Origin of the sequence: Mesorhizobium sp. WSM3860 (assembly GCF_002294995.1) — a bacterium.
Classification (GTDB): Bacteria; Pseudomonadota; Alphaproteobacteria; order Rhizobiales; family Rhizobiaceae; genus Mesorhizobium.
Genome location: NZ_NSGF01000007.1, coordinates 1 through 18,659, shown reverse-complemented (window position 1 = coordinate 18,659; position 18,659 = coordinate 1). Strand labels below are relative to the sequence as shown.

Here is an 18,659-nt window from a genome sequence, read left to right as displayed (position 1 = left end):
CGGGGTTTTCCCAACATCCATTCAGGCCAGTTCCTTGCGAAGAAAGACGCGGGCCTGCCCGTCGAACCCGAACGGAACGCGGCCGAATTCCGCATAACCGTGCCGGGTGTAGAATCCAGGCGCCTGAAAGCTGCTTGTCTCCGCGACGGCGCGTCTGCAGCCGCGCGCCTTTGCCTCTTCTTCGACGGCGGCAAGCAACCGGGCGCCGTGAGACAGACCGCGCAAATGCGCGGGCACGAAAAACATGTCCAAGAATAGAAGGCCGAGTTCGGTCCTTCCCCAAAGGCCGCCCAAAGCTTTGCCTGAGCCATCACACAATATGGCACCTATGGGAATGCGGTCGTCCGTTCCTGTGATGGCGACGTTATAGCGGTAGAGCGCCGCTGCGGCCTCGGCTTTCGCGGCTTCGTCCGTCGACAGGATGATTGGGAATTGAGTCATGCGGATTTGCGCCTGCCCTGAACATCACGAAAACGGATGAACTTCCAGCTTCGGCCGGCGTTCCCGAAAATGCTCCTCAACCTCTTCGTGTTTGGCACCTTGAAGAGAGGGTTTCCTCTTCACAAGGCGGGTTTGTCCGGGGCCGCGTCCCTCGGTGCCTGCAGGACCCGTGAGCGTTTCCCGATGCTGATTGCCGGACCTCGCTTCGCGCCGATGATGTTCAATGAACCGGGTCTCGGCTTCCACGTCAGGGGCGAGCTCTACGCGGTCGACGACCGCGCCCTGGCCAGGCTTGACCGGATCGAATCCGTTGGCAAGCCCGGCAATCTGCGCGTCCCGATCGAGGTTGAACCTATTGAGGGCAGTCCGCATGTGCTGGCGCAGGCTTACATGAAATCCCGCCGTCTCGCGGACCCGGTCCATACCGGATATCTCGATTTCTACGAAGATTGGCGTTTCAAGCTTCACGAGAACGACTAAGGCTCGCCCGGAGGATACCGATTTGAAATCCAACGTTCCTTCAGTATGTCGGGATAAGCTGCAGCAACGCGAAGCCCCTTTAGCGATCATCTGTCAAACGACCGAGGCTTCCGCAAATAAAAAAGGGCGGCGCAAGCGCCGCCCGAAAAGGTATTTGGGAGGATGTAACGACTAAGCCGCCCGGGCTTCGCTGGCGATCGCGTCGGCGGCGCGCGCCGCCTTCAGCACCTTCGCCCACCAGGCAACGTCGTTGATGAGCGCCGCCGCCGCCTGGTTCAGATGTTCGATGTCTTCCAGCTTCTTATCGCCCTGGCGAACCGCAAGGAAATCGCCCCAGGCGATGTGCACGGCCGACTTGACCGGCGCCATCTGCAGCTCGACGGCAATCAGGCGAAGCTGCTCGACGGCGCGCGCGCCGCCGACGCTGCCGTAGCCGACGAAACCGGCCGGCTTCTTGTTCCATTCATTGGCGGCGTAATCGATGGCGTTCTTCAAGACGGCGGTCGGCGCGTGATTGTATTCGGCCGCGGTGAAGATGAAGCCGTCGAACTCGGCGACCTTCTTCTGCCAGCGCTGCGCCACCTCGTTCTGCGACGGCGCCCATGCGGACGATGCGACCTCATCGAAGAACGGCAGCGGCCAGTCGCGCAAGTCGACGACTTCGATGTCGATGTCGGCATGCGTCTTGGCGATCTTGGCGATCCACTGCGTCGGGACGTCGGCGAAGCGGGCGGCGCGCGTCGAACCGACGACAATGGCGATTTTGGGCTTGGACATAAGGGGGCTCTCCTTGCGGGGGGGAATTTCGGTATCGTTTGGATACCGGCGCTATATGTGATACTGACAAAGTGGCGCGCAAGGAGGCACATTTTTGTTACTGAGGCACCCGCACAACACCGAGGACTGCCGGGCCGTATCGGAAATCCTGCAACGGGTCGGCGACAAATGGACCGTTCTGGTGGTCGGCAAGCTGGGCGGCGGACCGATGCGCTTCAATGAATTGCGCACGGCCGTCGGCGGCATTTCGCAGAAGATGCTGACCATCACCTTGCGTGGTCTGGAGCGCGACGGCTTTGTCACGCGCAAGGTTTTTCCGACCATTCCGCCGCGCGTCGATTACGAGCTGACCGAGCTCGGCCACGAGCTGCTGGGGCCGGTTGGTGCGCTCGGCGAATGGGCGCGAAAGAATACCAATCGAGTGCGCGCGGCACGCGCGAAATTCGACGGCGAGCATCCCTGAAAGCCTTGAAACTAAACGTGTTGCGAGCATCGCGCCGAAGCGGTTGCTGACTGCGCTAGGAGTGCGCCGTTGTATCGTTTTGACTTGTCGTATTCGAGGGCATATCAACCTTGATGCCCCGCTCGACCCTGGCGGCTTTGGTCGCGTCTGAGACGACTATTCAGGCTTTTGACGTGGTGCTGCCACACGGCGCCTAAGAGCAGATTGCCCACGTCGTTCCCTGCCTCTGTTCCGCCCCGAGGCCATGTATCCACGCGGTGCGCTGGACCTCTTTTTTCACTTCTGCGTAGACGGTTATGCCGAGCAGGCAGGTGAGTGCGAGAAGGGCTGCCACGAGCCAGCCGTTCAGCATATGTTGACGCATTGTCTTTCCTCCAGCGCGGGCACAATCGGGCGCGAGGGCAACCGTCGGATGTCGCCGGACGCACCTCCCGCGCAAGAGTTGTTACAAATATTCCTGTCCGGAAGAATCGTTCGCCGTCAGCTTTCGGCTGGGACCGGCTTCGGCTTGCCGTCGCCGTCGAGCGCCACCATGACGAAATCGGCATGGGTGACCTTCTCCATCAGGTCGGTGAGATAGCGCTGCGCCCATGCCTCGACCTTGAGCGTCATCGAGGTGCGGCCGACGCGTTCAACGTGGGTGTAGATGCACAGCGTGTCGCCGATCTTCATCGGCTTGGCGAAGGACATTTCCTTCACTGCCGCCGTCACCACCCGACCCTTGGCGCGCTCGGCCGCGCGGATGCCGCAGGCCAGGTCCATCTGCGCCATTACCCAGCCGCCGAAAATGTCGCCGGCGGCATTGGCGTCCGACGGCATGGCGAGCGTCCTCAATGTCAGGTCGCCGAGCGGCTTGCCGTCCGCGTAGTGCACCATGAGGGGTCCTCCAGCCGCTGCTTTCTGAAGCCGTAGCAATGCGATTGCGATGTCGCAAGCTTTGCTGAAGGCGTAAGCCCGCCGCCGCTCGGTCGCTTTTTTCACAAGCCATGCCGGAAGCCCCGGCGACGCGGCGATCCGGCAATGTCTAGGGTAAGCCGGATTTTCGGAGCCGGCCCGCATCATGCAGACTTATGATTTCGTTATCATCGGCTCCGGCTCGGCCGGTTCGGTTGTCGCGGAAAGGCTCTCGGCCTCGGGCCGCTTCTCGGTCTTGGTGCTAGAAGCCGGCGGCAGCGATCGCAGATTCTATGTCCAGATGCCGCTCGGCTACGGGAAGACCTTCTTCGATCCGGCCGTCAACTGGAACTACAAGGCCGATCCCGATCCCGGCCTCAGCAACAATGCCGACCACTGGCCGCGCGGCAAGCTGCTCGGCGGCTCGAGCTCGATCAACGCCATGGTCTTCATCCGGGGCGCGCGCGAGGACTTCGACGCTTGGGCCGCCGCCGGCAATCCGGGCTGGAGCTATGACGACCTGCTCCCCGCTTTCAAGGCGCTGGAGGACAACGAGGCCGGCGCCGACCAATGGCGCGGGGTCGGCGGCCCCTTGCACGTCGCCGATTGCTCGAACGCGGTGCATCCGCTGACCAAGCGCTACCTGGCGGCCGCGCAGCAGGCCGGGCTGCCGTTAAATCCGGATTTCAACGGCGCCTCCCAGGAGGGCGTCGGCATCTACCAGATCACCACCAGGAACGGCCGCCGCATGTCGGCCGCCCGCGCCTTCCTGCGCCCGGCGATGAAGCGCAACAACGTGCGCGTCGAGACCAACGCGCTGGCGACGAAAATCCTGTTCGAGGGCAAGCGCGCCGTCGGCGTCGAGTACCAGCAAAACGGCGAAACCAAGAGTGTGCGCGCGGGCCGCGAGGTGATCCTCTCCGGCGGCTCCATCAACTCGCCGCAACTGCTGCAGCTCTCCGGCGTCGGTCCGTCTGCGCTGCTCGGCGATCTCGACATCCCGGTCGTCCGCGCCAACGACAATGTCGGCGCCAACCTGCAGGACCATGTCGGCATCAACTACACCTTCAAGGGCAAGCTGCCGACGCTCAACCAGATCCTGCGCCCATGGTGGGGCAAGCTTCTGGTCGGCATGCAGTACATCCTGCTGCGTTCCGGTCCGCTGTCGTTGTCGATGAACAATGCCGGCGGTTTCTTCCGCACCGACCCGTCGATGGCGCGGCCGAACATGCAGCTCTATTTCCAGGCCTTCTCGACCGTCATCCCGAAGAGCGGCGAGCGCCCGATCCTGACGCCCGATCCGTGGCCGGGCTTCTCCATCGGCCTTTCCAATTGCCGCCCGTCGAGCCGCGGCGAGATCATGATCCGCTCGAAGAATCCGCGCGACTATCCGAAGATCACGGCGAACGCCTATTCGACCAACGCCGACGTCGACGAGATGCTGGCGGCGGTGAAGTTCGTCCGCAAGATCGCCTCGATGCCGGCGATGGCCGAAATCATCGAGGAAGAAGTTTTGCCTGGGCCCTCAATCACTTCCGATGCCGATCTGATTCAGGATTTCAGGAAGCGCTCGGGCACCGTCTATCATCCCGTCTCGACCTGCCGGATGGGCCCGGACGCCGCCCGCGCCGTCGTCGATCCACGGCTTCGGGTGCATGGGCTCGAGGGCTTGCGTGTGATCGACGCGTCGATCTTTCCCGACAACATCACGGGCAACACCAACGCCGCCGCGATCCTCACCGGATGGAAAGGCGCCGAGCTGGTTCTGGAGGATCAAAAATGAAAGTCACCGACGTCAAGACCTGGGTTGTCGGCAACCCGCCGCCCGGCATCGGCGGCAAGTATTTCATCTTCGTCAAGCTGACGACCGATGGCGGCGTCGTCGGCTATGGCGAGGCCTACAACGCGACCTTCTCGGCGCATGTCACCGCCAGGATGATCGAGGACATGGCCGAGCGCTATCTCGTCGGCCGCGATCCGCACGATGTCGAGAACCTCTTCCGGCGCATCTATTCCTCCGGTTTCACCCAGCGTCCCGACGTTTCCGGCATGGGCTGCTTCTCGGCGCTCGAAATGGCCTGCTGGGACATCATCGGCAAGGAGGCCGGCAAGCCGGTCTACAAGCTGCTCGGCGGCCAGGTACACGAGACGCTGCGCTCCTACACCTACCTCTATCCGCATACCGGCAGCGTCCATTCGGAAGACGCCCGCGGCCAGAACGTCTACAATGATCCCGACATGGCCGCGGCCTGTGCGCTGGAATATGTCGAGCAGGGATTTAACGCCGTCAAGCTCGACCCGGCCGGGCCCTACACCGCCTATGACGGCCATCAGCCGCGCTTGATCGACATCGACCTTTCGGCGCGCATGGTCAAGGCGATCCGCGAGGCGGTCGGCACCAGGGCGGACATCCTGTTCGGCACCCATGGCCAGTTCACCGCCTCCGGTGCGCTCCGTATGGCACGTGCAATCGAGCCTTACGATCCGCTGTGGTTCGAGGAGCCGGTGCCGCCGGACATGCCCGAGGTGATGGCGCAAGTCGCCCGCGGCACCTCAATTCCTGTCGCCACCGGCGAGCGGCTGACGACGAAATTCGAGTTCGCCCGCGTCATCGAAAACCGCGCCGCGACCATCCTGCAGCCGGATCTCGGCCGCTCCGGCGGCATTCTCGAAACCAAGAAGATCGCCGCCATGGCCGAGGCCTACCACATTCAGGTCGCGCCGCACTGCTATTGCGGGCCGATCGTCGGCGCCGCCAACATCCAGTTGGCCGTGACGCTGCCCAACTTCCTCATCCTGGAATCGCTGAAGCAGTGGGACGGTTTTCACGCCACGCTGCTCAAGAAGAAGATCGAATGGCAGGACGGCAACGTCATCCCGTCGAACGAGCCGGGCCTCGGCGTCGAGCTCAACGAGGCGGTCTGCGACGCGCATCCCTATAGCGGCAAGGACCTGCATCTGCAGATGATGCAGATGCCGCTGATGCCGTGAGCGCGCGCCTCGCCTACGCCTTCATCGGCCTTGGTCATCTCGGCGGCAACCTTGCCGCCAGCCTGCTGCGCCACGGCTTTGCCCTCACCGTCTTCGATCGCGACCCGGCTGCGATCGAGCGGCTTGTTGCGCTTGGCGCCGCGGCGGCGACAAGCCCCGCCGAGGCGGCGGTGCGAGCCGGCAATGCGATCACCTGCCTGCCCTCGCCGAAAGTCAGCGAAGCTGTGCTTGCCGGTTCTGACGGATTGCTGGACGGCCTGCCCGCCGGCGGCACCTGGATCGAGATGTCGACCAATGGCCGCGACGAGATCCTGCGGCTGGCCGCACTTGCTTCGGCGAAAGGTATCGAGACGCTGGAATGTCCGGTCACCGGCGGCGTGCACCTGGCGGCGGCGGGAAAGATCACCGCGCTGGTCGGCGGCGACGCCGCGCTCTACGAGCGGCATCGCCCCGCGATCGAGGCGATGTGCGCGAAGTCGTTCCTGATGGGTCCCGTCGGCTCGGGGGCGGTGATCAAGGTCATCACCAACATGCTGGCCTTCATCCATTTGGTCGCCGCCGGCGAGGCATTGATGCTCGCCAACGAAGGCGGGCTCGACCTCGCCCAGACCTATCACGCCATCGTCGCGTCTTCCGGCAACAGCTTCGTCCACGAGACCGAAAGCCAGCTCATCCTGAACGGCTCCTACGACATCGGCTTCACCATGGACCTAGCGTTGAAGGATCTCGGTTTCGCGTTGGGCATGGCCAGGAATTTCCGCGTGCCGCTTCAACTGGCACCGCTCGTCAAAGAGATTTTCGAGGTTGGCAGGCAGGAGTATGGCGGTGGCGCCTGGTCGACCCAGATCGTCAAGCTTCTGGAGGATGCGGTCGGCACGGAGCTTCGCGCGCCAGGCTTCCCGGCCAAGCTCGAACTGTAACCCGCCAAAAATTTAGCCAGCTATTTCAATCTCCTAGTCACACCGGCGGAATCAAACCCTCAAGCAGCTGATTCAACACCTCAGCGTCAATGCGCCGGGCAGTATCTCGAAGGTTGCCGGAATCCGGCCCGGAGATTCTCCGTCGATGTCGACCAGCGCTCCGTTCTTCTCAACGTCGCCCAGTGGTTCGACCAGCACCTTGCGACCGCGCAGGACGGTGATCGCCGGGTGGTTGCGGTGGCGCCCGCCATAGAGGAGCCGGATGTCGCGGATCAGCCCAAGCTTGCCGGCGGCGCGCAGGATGACGATATCGAACTGGCCGTCGGACAGATCGGCGTCCGGCGCGATCATCATGCCGCCACCGAAGAATTTCCCATTGGCTACCGCCACCAGCGCCATGCGCGCCTCGACCGGCTCGCCGTCGTCTATGGTGATTCTGACCTCCTGGAAGCGGTAGCGGATGAATTCGAGCACGGTGCGCCAGAAGAACAGCGCCTTGGCCGAGACCCTGCCCTTGCGCTTGTCCGCATTGACTGCGCGATCGGTGGCGCCGGAGAGGCCGAGGCTGGCGATGTTGATGAAGTGGCGGCTGGCGAGCGCGCCGTGGTCGTCGATGTAGCAGACGCGCCCGGCATCGACCTTGCGCGCGCCGGCGCCGGCGATACGCGCCAGTGCTTCGTCGATTTCGTCCGACAGGCCGAGCCCTCGCGCGAAATCGATACCGGTGCCGCAGGGCAGAAGGCCGAGCGCACTGGTTCGGCCGGTCTCATGCTCTGCCTGCAGCAGCCCGTCCGCCACCTCGCTGGCCGTGCCGTCGCCGCCGGCCGCGATCACCAGATCGCATCCGCTGGCCGCGAGGTCGATTGCCAATCGCTCGGCGTCGCCGCTGGTCTGCGTCTCGCGCAGCTCGAAATCGCCGAAATGCTTCTTGAGCGATGCGGCGGCCTCGGACCAATGCCGCTTGAGCTTGCCCCCTCCCGCAATCGGATTGAGAACCACTCCGACCTTCAACCTGATCTCCCCCAAGGCCTATTTGCGTGAAAGCGCGGGGCGACTCGGCTGATGCAGCGCCCACAGCACTTTGCCGACATTGAAACGCGGGGCGACTGGCGGGGCAAGGCTCATCGTCGAAAGGACCGCGGAAAAATGGGGCGGCTGTCTAAGGTGTTCGGCCAGCAAATTCCGAGACTTGTCGCATCGGTCCCCGATAATCCCGCTATCCACAGGTCCGCGTCTATTCCGCAAATCCCTTACCCGGCATACATTGAACCCATCTCAGGCGGCTACCGAACGCCCTGGCCGAAAGGCAGAAGCGCAAGGCGGATTTCCTGAGGCCCGTGCGGCCCAGAACGAGAGCAGGTTCGCCTGTTGGAGGGACGGATGCCGAGACCTACGGGTGCCGCGGAAAGCGTGCGAACGCCGACGGCGGACCGATGCTGCCATGAAGGCGGGTGAAACCTTCGATGGTGCGCTGGGCGAAGCCCGCAAGGGCGGAGATCGGCGTGGTCTGGAACGGACGCTGCCCTTCGGGTGGCGGCTGGCAGGACCGTCAAAATCAAGGCCGGTCTGGCGCGACAACTTTACGGAAGTTGCTGCCGTAACCGGTTCCTGATCTGACAGGGAGGCGCTGGGAGCAATCCCAGCGCCGACTGTCGTTTGGGCTGCCGCCTCACCGGCCTTCTCGCCAGGGCCTGCCCCGCCCCAGCATTTGCCACTGATGCTTTCCCGCCACAGCCGCAAGCCAAGCAATCTTCAGCAACATGCCGACACGCACAATTCACAATCGCGGCCAAATCCCGCCTTGTTCCCCGGCGATTGATCAGCCTGGGAACGAATTCAAAGGGACAAGACCGTGATCAAGACCGCCGTTGTTGCCATGACCATTGTCGGCTGCGATTGCGACGCCAAGCTCTGCGAGTATATCGGCGAGACTCCCGCCAAATGGGCGACGATTGCCGACTGCGAAGCGGCGATGAAGAGCCAGATGCTGCATCAGCGCAATTTCAACTATCCGCTGGTTTCCGGCATCTGCCGCGCCAAGGGTTCGGCATCGTCCTCCGAGCTTGCCGCGAAAGCCTCGAAGCCCGATATGCAGCCGGCGAACCGCGCCGTCGAGCCGCCATTGCCGCCCGAGCTCAGCCATCGCCCGAGCGCCCCGGTCGGCGCAACGGTGACGGCCAGCGAGACGGAAGCCGCGCGGCCGGTCGCCTTCGAGGCTGCGGTCGACGGCGGCAGCGCCGTGCTCTACCGCACCAAGACTGGTTATGCCGTGGTCAAGACCGATCTCGGCCGCGCCGCCACCGCGACCGTGGACATGGCGAAGCGATCGGCGAACTGGCTGGCGGGACTGGTGCCGAGCGGCTTGTAACCTGACCCAAAGGCTTGGTCCCCACCGGCCGTCACAACGGTGTGCGATAATCCGCGTTGCCCCGGACTTGAAGCCACCGATTGATAACGCCGCCACGATGCGGAAAGATAGCGGCCTATCAGTCTGGGGGGGCTTCATGACCTTTGCCGTTCGCATCGCGCTATGCCTGCTGCTGGCGCTCGTCCCTTTGCAGGTTCGAGCGCAGGACACCGATCAGGGCGACGACAAAACGGTGATGGTGGCCCCTGACGATGCCGAGATGGCGGCGGCGATTGCAAAGGCACGATCCAGCCTGGATGACTTCCTGGCTTTGTCCGACGCGCCGCCGCCGGGAACCGACAAGTTCAAGCTGAAGGTCATGGTGGTCGACGGACATGCGACGGAGCATTTCTGGGTCATCCCCTTCAAGAGGACCGCCACCGGCTTTGTCGGCATATTGGCGAACGAGCCGGAACTCGTCCGCAACGTCGTATTCGGCCAGAGCATCGAATTCACCAAGGACGATATCTCCGACTGGGGATACGCCAGGGATGGCCATCAGGTCGGCAGCTTTACCGTCTGCGTGATGTTCAACAAAATGTCCAAGGAAGAAGCGGATTACATGCGCACCCAATACGGCTTCGATTGCTGAACTGCATCCAACGTATGACCGCCGCCTGGTGCGGCGAGTTCTCCGCAGCCGGTCGGGCCGGTCAGCAGTCGGCTGTCAGGCGGAAAAGATCGCGCCCAGGCGTTCGCTAACCTTCCGCTTCAATCGTCCCTCCTCCAGCGCCTCCACCGGCACCAGCCGCTCATGGCCGCCTTTGGCGAGGCGCATGAAGAAATGCAGTTTGTAAGCGGCAATCTTGCCTCGCGCGGCAGCGTCCGTGCGGACCTCGACGACCAGGATCGAACCGATGCGGCCGGGCCATGTCTGCCTGGCAAAAGCAGTGCCGAGGAAGTCGCCAAGACCGTAGGCGACGAGCGCATCGCCGATGCCCTCGACCGGCTGCACGACATGAGCGTGGTGACCCGCGATCAGCCGGACGCCGTGGCCCGCCAGCCGCCGCGCCAGCGCTCGCGTCGCCGGTTTCGGAAAATGCCGGAACTCCCAGTCCCAATGCGGCACCGCGCAGAGCAAGTCGACAGCCTCGAGGATCCCAAGCGGCCATTCGGCCGGATCGCCCGCCATGGAAACCCGCGCCCGAAATTCGGCCTGGTCAGCGTTGCGCCAAAGCGTGAAGGCGGCGAAGCCGATCGTCAGCGGGCCGGCTGTGTGACGTTGGACTGCGCCGCCAACAGTCGTGCCGATGGTTCGAACGCCGAGCCGCTTCAGCGCCGCGAGCGTCTCGTCGAAGCCGGCAACGCCCTGGTCGAGGACATGATTGTTGGCGAGCGACAGCACCAGCTTGTCACGGGCAATGCCGACGGCCGCCAGCGCATCCGCCAGGAAGCGTTCGCTCATCGCGTGACGCGTGCCAAGCCGCGTGCCCGCCACCGCGCTCGGCCGCTCGACGATCGGGCTTTCGCAATTGCCGACCACGAGATCGACCGAAGCGAGCAAAGCCGCGATCCCAGGGTCGCATTCGGGCGCCGCGCGATTGGCGACCGCCGACAGGTCGCCGATGAAGGCAAGTCGCACAGTTTGCGTTGGCGCCGGCACCATCAGCGTCGCTGCCGGCGCCGCGAAACCGTTTCTGTCGCCGCCAAGCGACGGCTTTAGGAAACGCGGCAGCCACGACAATTTGTAGGAGAGCGGATAATTCGACACGCGATGCCCAACCGTTTGCCATCGTGTGTAGACCGTCTGCGCGACAGGAGGAAGCAGCAGGCGAAGCGCGGCAAATCGGTGTATTGTGGCTGCCGGGATTGGGACGGGAGGATTCACCGTGAAGCGACTATGGAGCCTTGTGGCATTCACACTCTTGCTGCTCGTGCCCTTTGCTTACGCCAAAGCGGCTAGCCCCGACCCGGCCGCCCTGTTCGAGGCGAAGACCGTAGCGGATCGGAACACAGCCCTGGCGGCACTGGAGGCGGCGGCACCGGGCGATCCGGCATCGGCCTATGCCGCCGGTGCCGGCGAATTCTTTACCGCGTTGGAAATCCTGGCCAGCAGTCTGCATCGGCACGGTTTCGAGAGCCCGCAATCCTTCATGCTGCCGCTGATGCGGCTGCCCGTGCCGGACAATCCCGGTCCCGAGCCGCTGACCTACGAAAAGTTCCGCGCCATTCTGATCGCCTTCCGCGACCGTCTGGAGAAATCCGCCGCCACGCTGGGCTCGGTGACCCCGACGCCGATATCGGCATGGTGGTCGACCTCACTCACGCCGGCATCGATCTCAACGAGGACGGCAACATCGCGCCGGACGAAAGCATCGCCGCGATCATTGCCTCGCTCTCACGCGGCGGCGTCGACGCAAGCGATGCCGCCCCTTCGCTCACCTTCCGCTTCGATCGCGCCGACGGCTTCTGGCTGCAAGCTTACGCCGAGTTCCTGATGGCGCAGACCGATTTCTGGCTGGCGCATGATTTCAAAACCATGTTCGACGGCTCTTTCCACATGCTGTTTCCGCACGCGAAACTGCCACTGCAGGACGCGCTGGTCCCGCCGGATGGCGGCATGAGCGGCAGCATCTTCGCCTCGGAATGGCGCTTCGCCGACTTCATTTCGCTGGTGCATCTCGTCAACTGGCCGGTGATCGAGCCTGAGCGCCGGAAGGCCGCGCGCCGTCACCTGCTGGAGATGATCCGGCTTTCGCGCGAGGACTGGAAAGCGATACGCGCCGAAACCGACAATGACCGCGAATGGCTGCCGGGACCGCAGCAGAAGGGCATCAACCCGCTCACCGGCCTTGAGGTTGGCGAGGAGCAAGTGCAGGCATGGCATGCAGCCCTGACCATGGCTGAAGATCTTCTCGAAGGCCGCGTGCTGCTGCCGCATTTCCGCATCATCGGCAACGGCATCAACATGAAGCGCTTCTTCGACGAGCCGAAACCTTTCGACCTCGTCCTGTCGATCACCGGCCCGGCCATCGCGCCTTATCTCGAAAGTGGAAGAATCCTCACCAGCGACGATTTCAATCAGATCCAGCGCGAGTTCGGCGGCGCCGGCTTCCTGACCTTCGCGCTGTGGTTCAACTGAAACGAAACGGCGCGTGCGACATGCCTCCTGACAGCCTTCTGTCAGCACGCTCGGCAGCGAGCACCCGCCATTTCACTCCGCTCTTTCCATTTCGTCCGAGTCCTCCCATATTCGGGCCATGGCCAAACGCACCGACAAGAAAACGCCCTCGCCGGCGCAAGATGGCGCGCCGAAACGGCGCAGTCCGCTGACCGAATTTCTCGACGCCGCCGAGCCTCTGGAGCGCGGCGGCTTTGCCGAAGCGCCGCAGAGCGAGTTCTCCGGCGCGCCTCTCACCGGCTCGATCTCCGATTGGGCCGGGCAGATCGAGCGCGAGGCGGAAAAGCAGCCAAAGACAAAGGCTCCGAAGAAGATCCCTGAACGCTCCGCTGCGCCCGGGCGCACGGCGCGCGGCACCTCGATGGGCGGCGCGGCGTCGGCGAAGGAACGTGCCGCCGCCGGCCTCAACCCGGTGGCCGGCCTCGACATCAGCCTGGAAGACGCCGAGCAGGTTTCCTCGAGCGGTGTGACCGCGACCGTCGCCGCACTGTCGAGGCTCATCGAATCCGGCAATCCGCTGCACAAGGACGGCCAGCTTTGGACGCCGCACCGGCCTGCCCGGCCGGAAAAGTCGGAAGGCGGCATCGCCATCAAGATGGTGTCGGATTTCGAGCCCGCCGGCGACCAACCGACCGCCATCAAGGACCTTGTCGAGGGTGTCGAGCAGAGCGACCGCACCCAGGTGCTGCTCGGCGTGACAGGCTCCGGCAAGACCTTCACCATGGCCAAGGTGATCGAGGAGACGCAGCGCCCTGCCCTGATCCTGGCGCCGAACAAGACGCTGGCCGCGCAGCTCTACGCCGAGTTCAAGAAATTCTTCCCCGAAAACGCGGTCGAGTATTTCGTCTCCTATTACGACTACTACCAGCCGGAAGCCTACGTCCCGCGCACCGACACCTATATCGAGAAGGAATCCTCGATCAACGAGCAGATCGACCGCATGCGCCACTCGGCGACGCGCTCGCTGCTGGAGCGTGACGACGTCATCATCGTCGCCTCGGTCTCCTGCATCTACGGTATCGGCTCGGTCGAGACCTATACGGCGATGACATTCCAGATGCAGGTCGGCGATCGGCTCGACCAGCGAGCTTTGCTCGCCGACCTCGTCGCCCAGCAATACAAACGTCAGGACATCAATTTCGTGCGCGGCTCGTTCCGCGTGCGCGGCGACACGATCGAGATCTTTCCGGCCCACCTCGAAGACCGCGCCTGGCGCATCTCGATGTTCGGCGACGAGATCGAGGCGATCACCGAGTTCGATCCGCTGACCGGCCAGAAGACCGGCGAGCTGAAGAGCGTCAAGATCTACGCCAATTCGCACTATGTGACGCCGCGTCCGACCTTGAATCAGGCTATCAAGTCGATCAAGGAAGAGCTGCAATATCGCCTGCAAGAGCTTGAAAAGGCTGGCCGCCTGCTTGAAGCGCAGCGGCTGGAGCAGCGCACGCGCTTCGACCTCGAGATGCTCGAGGCGACCGGCTCCTGCGCCGGCATCGAGAATTACTCGCGCTACCTCACCGGGCGTCAGCCGGGCGAGCCGCCGCCGACCCTGTTCGAATATGTGCCGGACAATGCGCTGATCTTCATCGACGAGAGCCACGTCACCGTGCCGCAGATCGGCGGCATGTATCGCGGCGACTTCCGCCGCAAGGCGACGCTTGCCGAGTATGGCTTCCGCCTGCCCTCCTGCATGGACAACCGGCCGCTGCGCTTCGAGGAATGGGACGCCATGCGGCCGCTGTCGGTGGCGGTCTCGGCCACGCCGGGCGGCTGGGAGCTGGAGCAGTCCGGCGGCGTCTTCGCCGAGCAGGTCATCCGCCCGACCGGCCTGATCGACCCGCCGGTCGAGGTGCGCCCCGCCAAGACCCAGGTCGACGATGTCGTCGGCGAGATCCGCGAGACCACCCGTCTGGGCTACCGCACGCTGGTGACGGTTCTCACCAAGCGCATGGCCGAGGATCTGACCGAATATTTGCATGAGAACGGCATCCGCGTCCGCTACATGCACTCCGACATCGACACGCTCGAGCGCATCGAAATCCTGCGCGACCTGCGCCTCGGCGCCTTCGACGTGCTGGTCGGCATCAACCTGCTGCGCGAAGGCCTCGATATTCCCGAATGCGGCTTCGTCGCCATCCTCGACGCCGACAAGGAAGGTTTTTTGCGCTCCGAAACCTCGCTGATCCAGACGATCGGCCGCGCCGCCCGCAATGTCGACGGCAAGGTCATCCTCTATGCCGACCAGATCACCGGCTCGATGGAACGGGCGATGGCGGAGACCAACCGCCGCCGCGAGAAGCAGATGGAGTGGAACGCGGCCAACGGCATCACGCCGGAATCGGTCAAGTCGCGCATCGCCGACATTCTCGACTCGGTCTACGAGAAGGATCACGTCCGCGCCGATATCTCGCAGTTCACCGACGATGCCGGCGCCATGATCGGCAACAACCTGAAAACCCATCTCGAGGCGCTGGACAGGCAGATGCGCGACGCCGCCGCCAATCTCGACTTCGAGAAGGCGGCCCGCATCCGCGACGAGATCAAGCGGCTGCGCGAAATGGAACTGTCCATCTCGGATGATCCGCTCGCCCGCTACGCCGACATGGAAAGCCCGGTCTCCGGCCGCGAGAAAGGCAGGCACAACAAGGGACGTGCCGTGCACCGGACCGTCGATGACGACGGCAAGGGTCTGCTCCGCAAGCCGCATCTCGATGAGATGGGCGCCGACAGCGCAATGCCGGTGAAGAAGCCTCTCTTCGCTAAGCCATCGATCGACGATATGGGACCGGGCACCGATATGGCAGCACCCGCTGGCGCTGTCTCGCGCTCGCTGTTCAAGAAGCAGTCGGCGCAGGAAGCGCACGGCTCCGATTTCGGCATTCCCGGTGATCGCACCGGGTCGCTGTTCCGCAAGAACTCGCTCGACGAGATGACGGTGCGCCGTACCGAAAAACCCGTCGAAGGAACGGTGCCTGCGAAGCCACGGCCAATTTCCACCCAAGTGGGGGAGATGTCCGGTAGGACAGAGGCGGGCGCGAAGGAACGCGACGATGTCGGCAAGCCCGTTGTCCGCCAGCGCTCCGGCATCGGCTCTTACGAAGACCCGGCCGATGAGCGCCGCCAGAAACGCCGGCCGAGCAAGACCGGTCGGCCGGGGCACTGATTTCTGAAGAGGTTGATATGTTGACATGCCGGCGGGACAGCGTCCCATATGTCCTGCCGGACATCTCCCTCGCAAGGGCCCACAAGGGGGAGATCGGCAGTTTCAGCGCCCCCTCTTTCCTGCCACCCCTTGCCTTGTCCCCCTCCCCAGGTGTACCCAGTCTCCCAACCCGAACATCTGGAAAGGAGGGCTGCGTGTCTATCGATCACCACCGTCAGCGCGGCCCTGTCTGTGCCCTGCGAGCTTGCTTGCAGGGCTGACCAGGACGGTCGCGGAATTTTTCCCCCGCTTCGATTTTTGGTCTGCCCTTCGTGGTGCCGCTGAGCTCGGCCTGATGGCCTACCGGCGCACCGTCAAAGTGCATCAACCGGAGTTCCTCCGGGCAGACCAGAGAAATCGACATGGCCCTGATCAGCCTCAAATCCCTCGGCGTCACCATGAGTGCGCCGCTCTTCTCCAACCTCAACCTCACCATCGGTGCCGGCGACCGGCTGGGCATCGTCGCGGCGAACGGCCGTGGCAAATCCACCTTGCTCAGATGCCTGGCAGGCGAGCTGGACCCCACGACCGGCGACATCACCCGGACGCGCGGCCTGCGCGTCGGCCATGCTGAGCAATCCGTCCCCGACGCGCTGCTCGACCGCAGCTTCCATCGGGTGGTTGCCGATGCTTTGCCGCCCGAGCAGCTTGGCAGCGAGCTCTGGCGCGTCGACGTGGTGCTGGATTCGCTCGATGTGCCTGAGGACATGCGCGACAGGCCGATGCGGGCCTTGAGCGGCGGCTGGCAGCGGCTGGCGCTGATCGCTCGTGTCTGGGTCACCGATCCGGATGTGCTCCTGCTCGACGAGCCGACCAACCATCTCGACCTCGCCAGGATTGGCCAACTGGAAACCTGGCTCAACGCGCTCCCCCGCGAGGTGCCGGTGGTCGTCGCCAGCCACGACCGCGCCTTCCTCGACGCCACCACCAACCGCACGCTGTTCCTGCGCCCGGAAGAATCGCCGGTGTTTTCGCTGCCCTATTCGCGCGCCCGGCAGGCGCTTGACGAGGTCGATGCCGCGACGGCCCGCCGGTTCGAGCGCGACATGAAGGTCGCGCAGCAGATGCGCCGGCAGGCAGCCAAGCTCAACAATATCGGCATCAATTCCGGCAGCGACCTGCTGACGGTGAAAACCAAGCAGCTCAGGGAGCGGGCCGAAAGGCTGGAAGATGCAGCCGTGGCAGCGCATCGCGAGCGTTCGGCCGGCGCGATCCGATTGGCGAACCGCGGCAGCCACGCCAAGGTGCTGATCACGCTGGACGACGCGGCGGTGGAAACGCCCGACGGCACGCCGCTGTTCAGGACCGGCAAGCGCCATATCTGCCAAGGCGATCGCATCGTGCTGCTTGGCCGCAACGGTGTTGGCAAATCGCGCTTCATTGCGATGATCCGCGCCGCCATCGCCGAACCGGGGTCGATGGAAAACATCAAGGTGACGCCGTCGACCGTGCTCGGCTACAGCGACCAGGCGCTGTCCGGCATCGGCGCCGACGACACCCCGCTGGCGATGGTTTCGCGCCGCTTCGAAATAGGCGAGCAGCGGGCGCGCTCGCTTCTCGCCGGCGCCGGCGTCGCCATCGAGATGCAGGAGAAAAGGATCGCCGCTTTGTCGGGCGGGCAACGGTCGAGGCTGATGTTGCTGGTGCTGCGGCTGATCAACCCCAATTTCTATCTCCTCGACGAGCCGACCAATCACCTCGACATTGACGGCCAGGAAGCGCTGGAGGACGAGTTGCTGAAGCATCAGGCAAGCTGCCTGCTCGCCTCGCACGACCGCTCCTTTATCCGCGCGATCGGCAACCGGTTCTGGCTGATCGAGAAGCGGCGGCTGGCCGAAGTCGACAGTCCGGAAGGGTTCTTCCGCTCGGTGGCCGAGACGGGGCGCTGAGAGCCACGACAAGGCCGGCCTATACCGGCCGGCTTTCCGGGCGCACGAAAAAATTCAGGCGATCTGTCGGATCGCCGCAGCATTCCTCGTCCTTGGGATGCCGACAGGATGGTGCCGGCATCAACCAGGGAGAGTTCATCATGTCCATCTTGTCATCCATCAGCCGCATCGCCAGCCAATATGCGGCGGCGCGCGCCCGCTACCGCAGCGAGCGCATTCTGCTTTCGCTGCCGGCAGACCTGCGCAAGGACATCGGTTTTCCGGAAATTCTCGACACGCGGAACGGCCGCCGCACGGCCACGTTCTCGACCGACGTCATTTGAAAGTGGCCAACCCGGGTCATGCGACGGTCATCGGCTTCGCCGGTGTCCGGCCGGTCCCGGCCCGGCCCGCTAAAAAATTCCGCGACCCGTGTAGGATTGCTGTCGCCTCGTCCGTCTTTTGATCGCAAGGCCCAATCAACCCGTGAAGAGGAACACGTGAGATGACCGACCAGACCCCACCCCGCGCCAAAGTGCTTGGCGGATTGACCCCCTATCTGCAGGTCGACGGCGCCATCAACGCGGCCGAGTTCTACAAGAAGGCTTTCGGAGCCGAGGAGGTCTTTGCCTATCCGCCGGACGACAAAGGCCGCACCATGCATATCCATCTCTATGTCAACGGCTCGACGCTCATGCTGGGCGACGCCTATCCCGAGCACGGCCATCCGCATCAGGCGGCGCAGGGCTATGCGCTTCAGCTCCATCTCGGTAGTGGCGACGTCGATGCCTGGTGGAAGCGCGCGGTGGACGCCGGCTGCGAAGTCGTCACGCCCCTCCAGGTGATGTTCTGGGGCGACCGCTGGGGCCAGGTCAAGGATCCCTTCGGCGTCGCCTGGGCGATGAACGCGCCGGTGAAGTAGGTTTAAGCCCGTCTACCTTTCCCCCGTTGTGGGAGGGGTCGGATTGCCCCGAATTGCCGCCGATCTCCCTTCTCCCACAGGGGAGAAGGGAGAGCCTGTCCGAACCGGATAGATAGGTAACAGAATGGACCGATTAGATGGGTGACAGTTTTCTCGCCAGCCGGGAGGACCGG

General features: G+C 64.0%; 18 protein-coding genes. 13 read left to right on the top strand and 5 right to left on the bottom strand.

What is annotated here, in order from left to right; genetic code table 11:
- Positions 1-21: 21 nt before the first annotated feature.
- The gene (locus CK220_RS13440; protein ID WP_095811995.1) at positions 22-441 is read right to left on the bottom strand and encodes a GNAT family N-acetyltransferase; all 420 of its coding nucleotides are present in this window, start codon (positions 439-441) and stop codon (positions 22-24) included.
- Between the two features lie 36 nt (positions 442-477).
- Here CK220_RS13440 and CK220_RS13435 point away from each other — a divergent pair, with 36 nt between their 5' ends.
- Entirely contained in the window at positions 478-921 is a 444-nt protein-coding gene (locus CK220_RS13435) for a gamma-glutamylcyclotransferase family protein (protein WP_095811994.1), read from the top strand.
- A gap of 171 nt (positions 922-1,092) precedes the next feature.
- On the opposite strand, the gene CK220_RS13430 is transcribed toward CK220_RS13435, so the two are convergent.
- Positions 1,093-1,698, bottom strand: a complete 606-nt coding sequence (locus CK220_RS13430; protein WP_095811993.1) for an NADPH-dependent FMN reductase — start codon at positions 1,696-1,698, stop codon at positions 1,093-1,095.
- Between the two features lie 94 nt (positions 1,699-1,792).
- Between CK220_RS13430 and CK220_RS13425 the strand changes: the two genes are divergently transcribed.
- Positions 1,793-2,161 carry a helix-turn-helix domain-containing protein gene (locus tag CK220_RS13425; protein ID WP_095811992.1) on the top strand — a complete coding sequence of 123 codons (369 nt, stop codon included), beginning with the start codon at positions 1,793-1,795 and terminating at the stop codon, positions 2,159-2,161.
- A gap of 480 nt (positions 2,162-2,641) precedes the next feature.
- Here the strand turns inward: CK220_RS13425 and CK220_RS13415 are convergent, their stop codons facing one another.
- Positions 2,642-3,037, bottom strand: coding sequence for an acyl-CoA thioesterase (locus CK220_RS13415; protein ID WP_095811990.1), 396 nt, complete (start codon positions 3,035-3,037; stop codon positions 2,642-2,644).
- A gap of 184 nt (positions 3,038-3,221) precedes the next feature.
- Between CK220_RS13415 and CK220_RS13410 the strand changes: the two genes are divergently transcribed.
- The 3 genes from CK220_RS13410 to CK220_RS13400 are packed head-to-tail and all read left to right on the top strand — an operon-like array spanning position 3,222 to position 6,966.
- Entirely contained in the window at positions 3,222-4,838 is a 1,617-nt protein-coding gene (locus tag CK220_RS13410; RefSeq protein WP_095811989.1) for a GMC family oxidoreductase N-terminal domain-containing protein, read from the top strand.
- The gene (locus CK220_RS13405) at positions 4,835-6,046 is read left to right on the top strand and encodes a mandelate racemase/muconate lactonizing enzyme family protein (RefSeq protein ID WP_095811988.1); all 1,212 of its coding nucleotides are present in this window, start codon (positions 4,835-4,837) and stop codon (positions 6,044-6,046) included. Before CK220_RS13410 ends, CK220_RS13405 begins: the two co-directional genes overlap by 4 nt.
- Entirely contained in the window at positions 6,043-6,966 is a 924-nt protein-coding gene (locus CK220_RS13400) for an NAD(P)-dependent oxidoreductase (protein WP_095811987.1), read from the top strand. Before CK220_RS13405 ends, CK220_RS13400 begins: the two co-directional genes overlap by 4 nt.
- Positions 6,967-7,038: 72 nt before the next feature.
- Here the strand turns inward: CK220_RS13400 and CK220_RS13395 are convergent, their stop codons facing one another.
- Complete coding sequence (locus CK220_RS13395) at positions 7,039-7,977, bottom strand: diacylglycerol kinase family protein (RefSeq protein WP_095811986.1); 939 nt, start codon at positions 7,975-7,977, stop codon at positions 7,039-7,041.
- 430 nt (positions 7,978-8,407) lie between these two features.
- Between CK220_RS13395 and CK220_RS31910 the strand changes: the two genes are divergently transcribed.
- The 3 genes from CK220_RS31910 to CK220_RS13385 all read left to right on the top strand — a co-directional run bounded on the left by CK220_RS31910 (position 8,408) and on the right by CK220_RS13385 (position 9,965).
- Positions 8,408-8,578, top strand: coding sequence for a hypothetical protein (locus CK220_RS31910; protein WP_176479079.1), 171 nt, complete (start codon positions 8,408-8,410; stop codon positions 8,576-8,578).
- A gap of 240 nt (positions 8,579-8,818) precedes the next feature.
- Positions 8,819-9,334, top strand: coding sequence for a hypothetical protein (locus CK220_RS13390; RefSeq protein ID WP_095811985.1), 516 nt, complete (start codon positions 8,819-8,821; stop codon positions 9,332-9,334).
- 136 nt (positions 9,335-9,470) lie between these two features.
- On the top strand, positions 9,471-9,965 hold the full coding sequence (locus CK220_RS13385) for a DUF2314 domain-containing protein (RefSeq protein WP_095811984.1): 495 nt from the start codon (positions 9,471-9,473) through the stop codon (positions 9,963-9,965).
- A gap of 75 nt (positions 9,966-10,040) precedes the next feature.
- On the opposite strand, the gene CK220_RS13380 is transcribed toward CK220_RS13385, so the two are convergent.
- Complete coding sequence (locus CK220_RS13380; RefSeq protein ID WP_095811983.1) at positions 10,041-11,084, bottom strand: CapA family protein; 1,044 nt, start codon at positions 11,082-11,084, stop codon at positions 10,041-10,043.
- A gap of 534 nt (positions 11,085-11,618) precedes the next feature.
- On the opposite strand from CK220_RS13380, the gene CK220_RS13375 reads away from it, so the two are divergent.
- The 5 genes from CK220_RS13375 (at position 11,619) to CK220_RS13355 (ending at position 18,486) form a co-directional block, all read left to right on the top strand.
- A complete protein-coding gene (locus CK220_RS13375) occupies positions 11,619-12,455 on the top strand; it encodes a hypothetical protein (RefSeq protein ID WP_245429164.1) in 837 nt (278 codons plus the stop codon).
- 118 nt (positions 12,456-12,573) lie between these two features.
- Positions 12,574-15,657, top strand: coding sequence for an excinuclease ABC subunit UvrB (uvrB, locus tag CK220_RS13370; RefSeq protein ID WP_095811982.1), 3,084 nt, complete (start codon positions 12,574-12,576; stop codon positions 15,655-15,657).
- 401 nt (positions 15,658-16,058) lie between these two features.
- Positions 16,059-17,585 (top strand): ABC-F family ATP-binding cassette domain-containing protein, encoded by a 1,527-nt coding sequence (locus CK220_RS13365; RefSeq protein WP_095811981.1) that lies wholly within the window; start codon positions 16,059-16,061, stop codon positions 17,583-17,585.
- A gap of 140 nt (positions 17,586-17,725) precedes the next feature.
- Complete coding sequence (locus tag CK220_RS13360; RefSeq protein WP_095812206.1) at positions 17,726-17,908, top strand: hypothetical protein; 183 nt, start codon at positions 17,726-17,728, stop codon at positions 17,906-17,908.
- 161 nt (positions 17,909-18,069) lie between these two features.
- Positions 18,070-18,486 (top strand): glyoxalase/bleomycin resistance/extradiol dioxygenase family protein, encoded by a 417-nt coding sequence (locus tag CK220_RS13355; protein WP_095811980.1) that lies wholly within the window; start codon positions 18,070-18,072, stop codon positions 18,484-18,486.
- Positions 18,487-18,659: the final 173 nt, after the last annotated feature.

What these genes read in the sequence shown, in the direction of transcription:
- CK220_RS13440 (WP_095811995.1), bottom strand. Translation starts at nt 441, where the DNA reads ATGACTCAATTCCCAATCATCCTGTCGACGGACGAAGCCGCGAAAGCC.
- CK220_RS13435 (WP_095811994.1), top strand. Translation starts at nt 478, where the DNA reads ATGAACTTCCAGCTTCGGCCGGCGTTCCCGAAAATGCTCCTCAACCTC.
- CK220_RS13430 (WP_095811993.1), bottom strand. Translation starts at nt 1,698, where the DNA reads ATGTCCAAGCCCAAAATCGCCATTGTCGTCGGTTCGACGCGCGCCGCC.
- CK220_RS13415 (WP_095811990.1), bottom strand. Translation starts at nt 3,037, where the DNA reads ATGGTGCACTACGCGGACGGCAAGCCGCTCGGCGACCTGACATTGAGG.
- CK220_RS13410 (WP_095811989.1), top strand. Translation starts at nt 3,222, where the DNA reads ATGCAGACTTATGATTTCGTTATCATCGGCTCCGGCTCGGCCGGTTCG.
- CK220_RS13405 (WP_095811988.1), top strand. Translation starts at nt 4,835, where the DNA reads ATGAAAGTCACCGACGTCAAGACCTGGGTTGTCGGCAACCCGCCGCCC.
- CK220_RS31910 (WP_176479079.1), top strand. Translation starts at nt 8,408, where the DNA reads ATGAAGGCGGGTGAAACCTTCGATGGTGCGCTGGGCGAAGCCCGCAAG.
- CK220_RS13385 (WP_095811984.1), top strand. Translation starts at nt 9,471, where the DNA reads ATGACCTTTGCCGTTCGCATCGCGCTATGCCTGCTGCTGGCGCTCGTC.
- CK220_RS13375 (WP_245429164.1), top strand. Translation starts at nt 11,619, where the DNA reads ATGGTGGTCGACCTCACTCACGCCGGCATCGATCTCAACGAGGACGGC.
- uvrB (WP_095811982.1), top strand. Translation starts at nt 12,574, where the DNA reads ATGGCCAAACGCACCGACAAGAAAACGCCCTCGCCGGCGCAAGATGGC.
- CK220_RS13365 (WP_095811981.1), top strand. Translation starts at nt 16,059, where the DNA reads ATGGCCCTGATCAGCCTCAAATCCCTCGGCGTCACCATGAGTGCGCCG.
- CK220_RS13360 (WP_095812206.1), top strand. Translation starts at nt 17,726, where the DNA reads ATGTCCATCTTGTCATCCATCAGCCGCATCGCCAGCCAATATGCGGCG.
- CK220_RS13355 (WP_095811980.1), top strand. Translation starts at nt 18,070, where the DNA reads ATGACCGACCAGACCCCACCCCGCGCCAAAGTGCTTGGCGGATTGACC.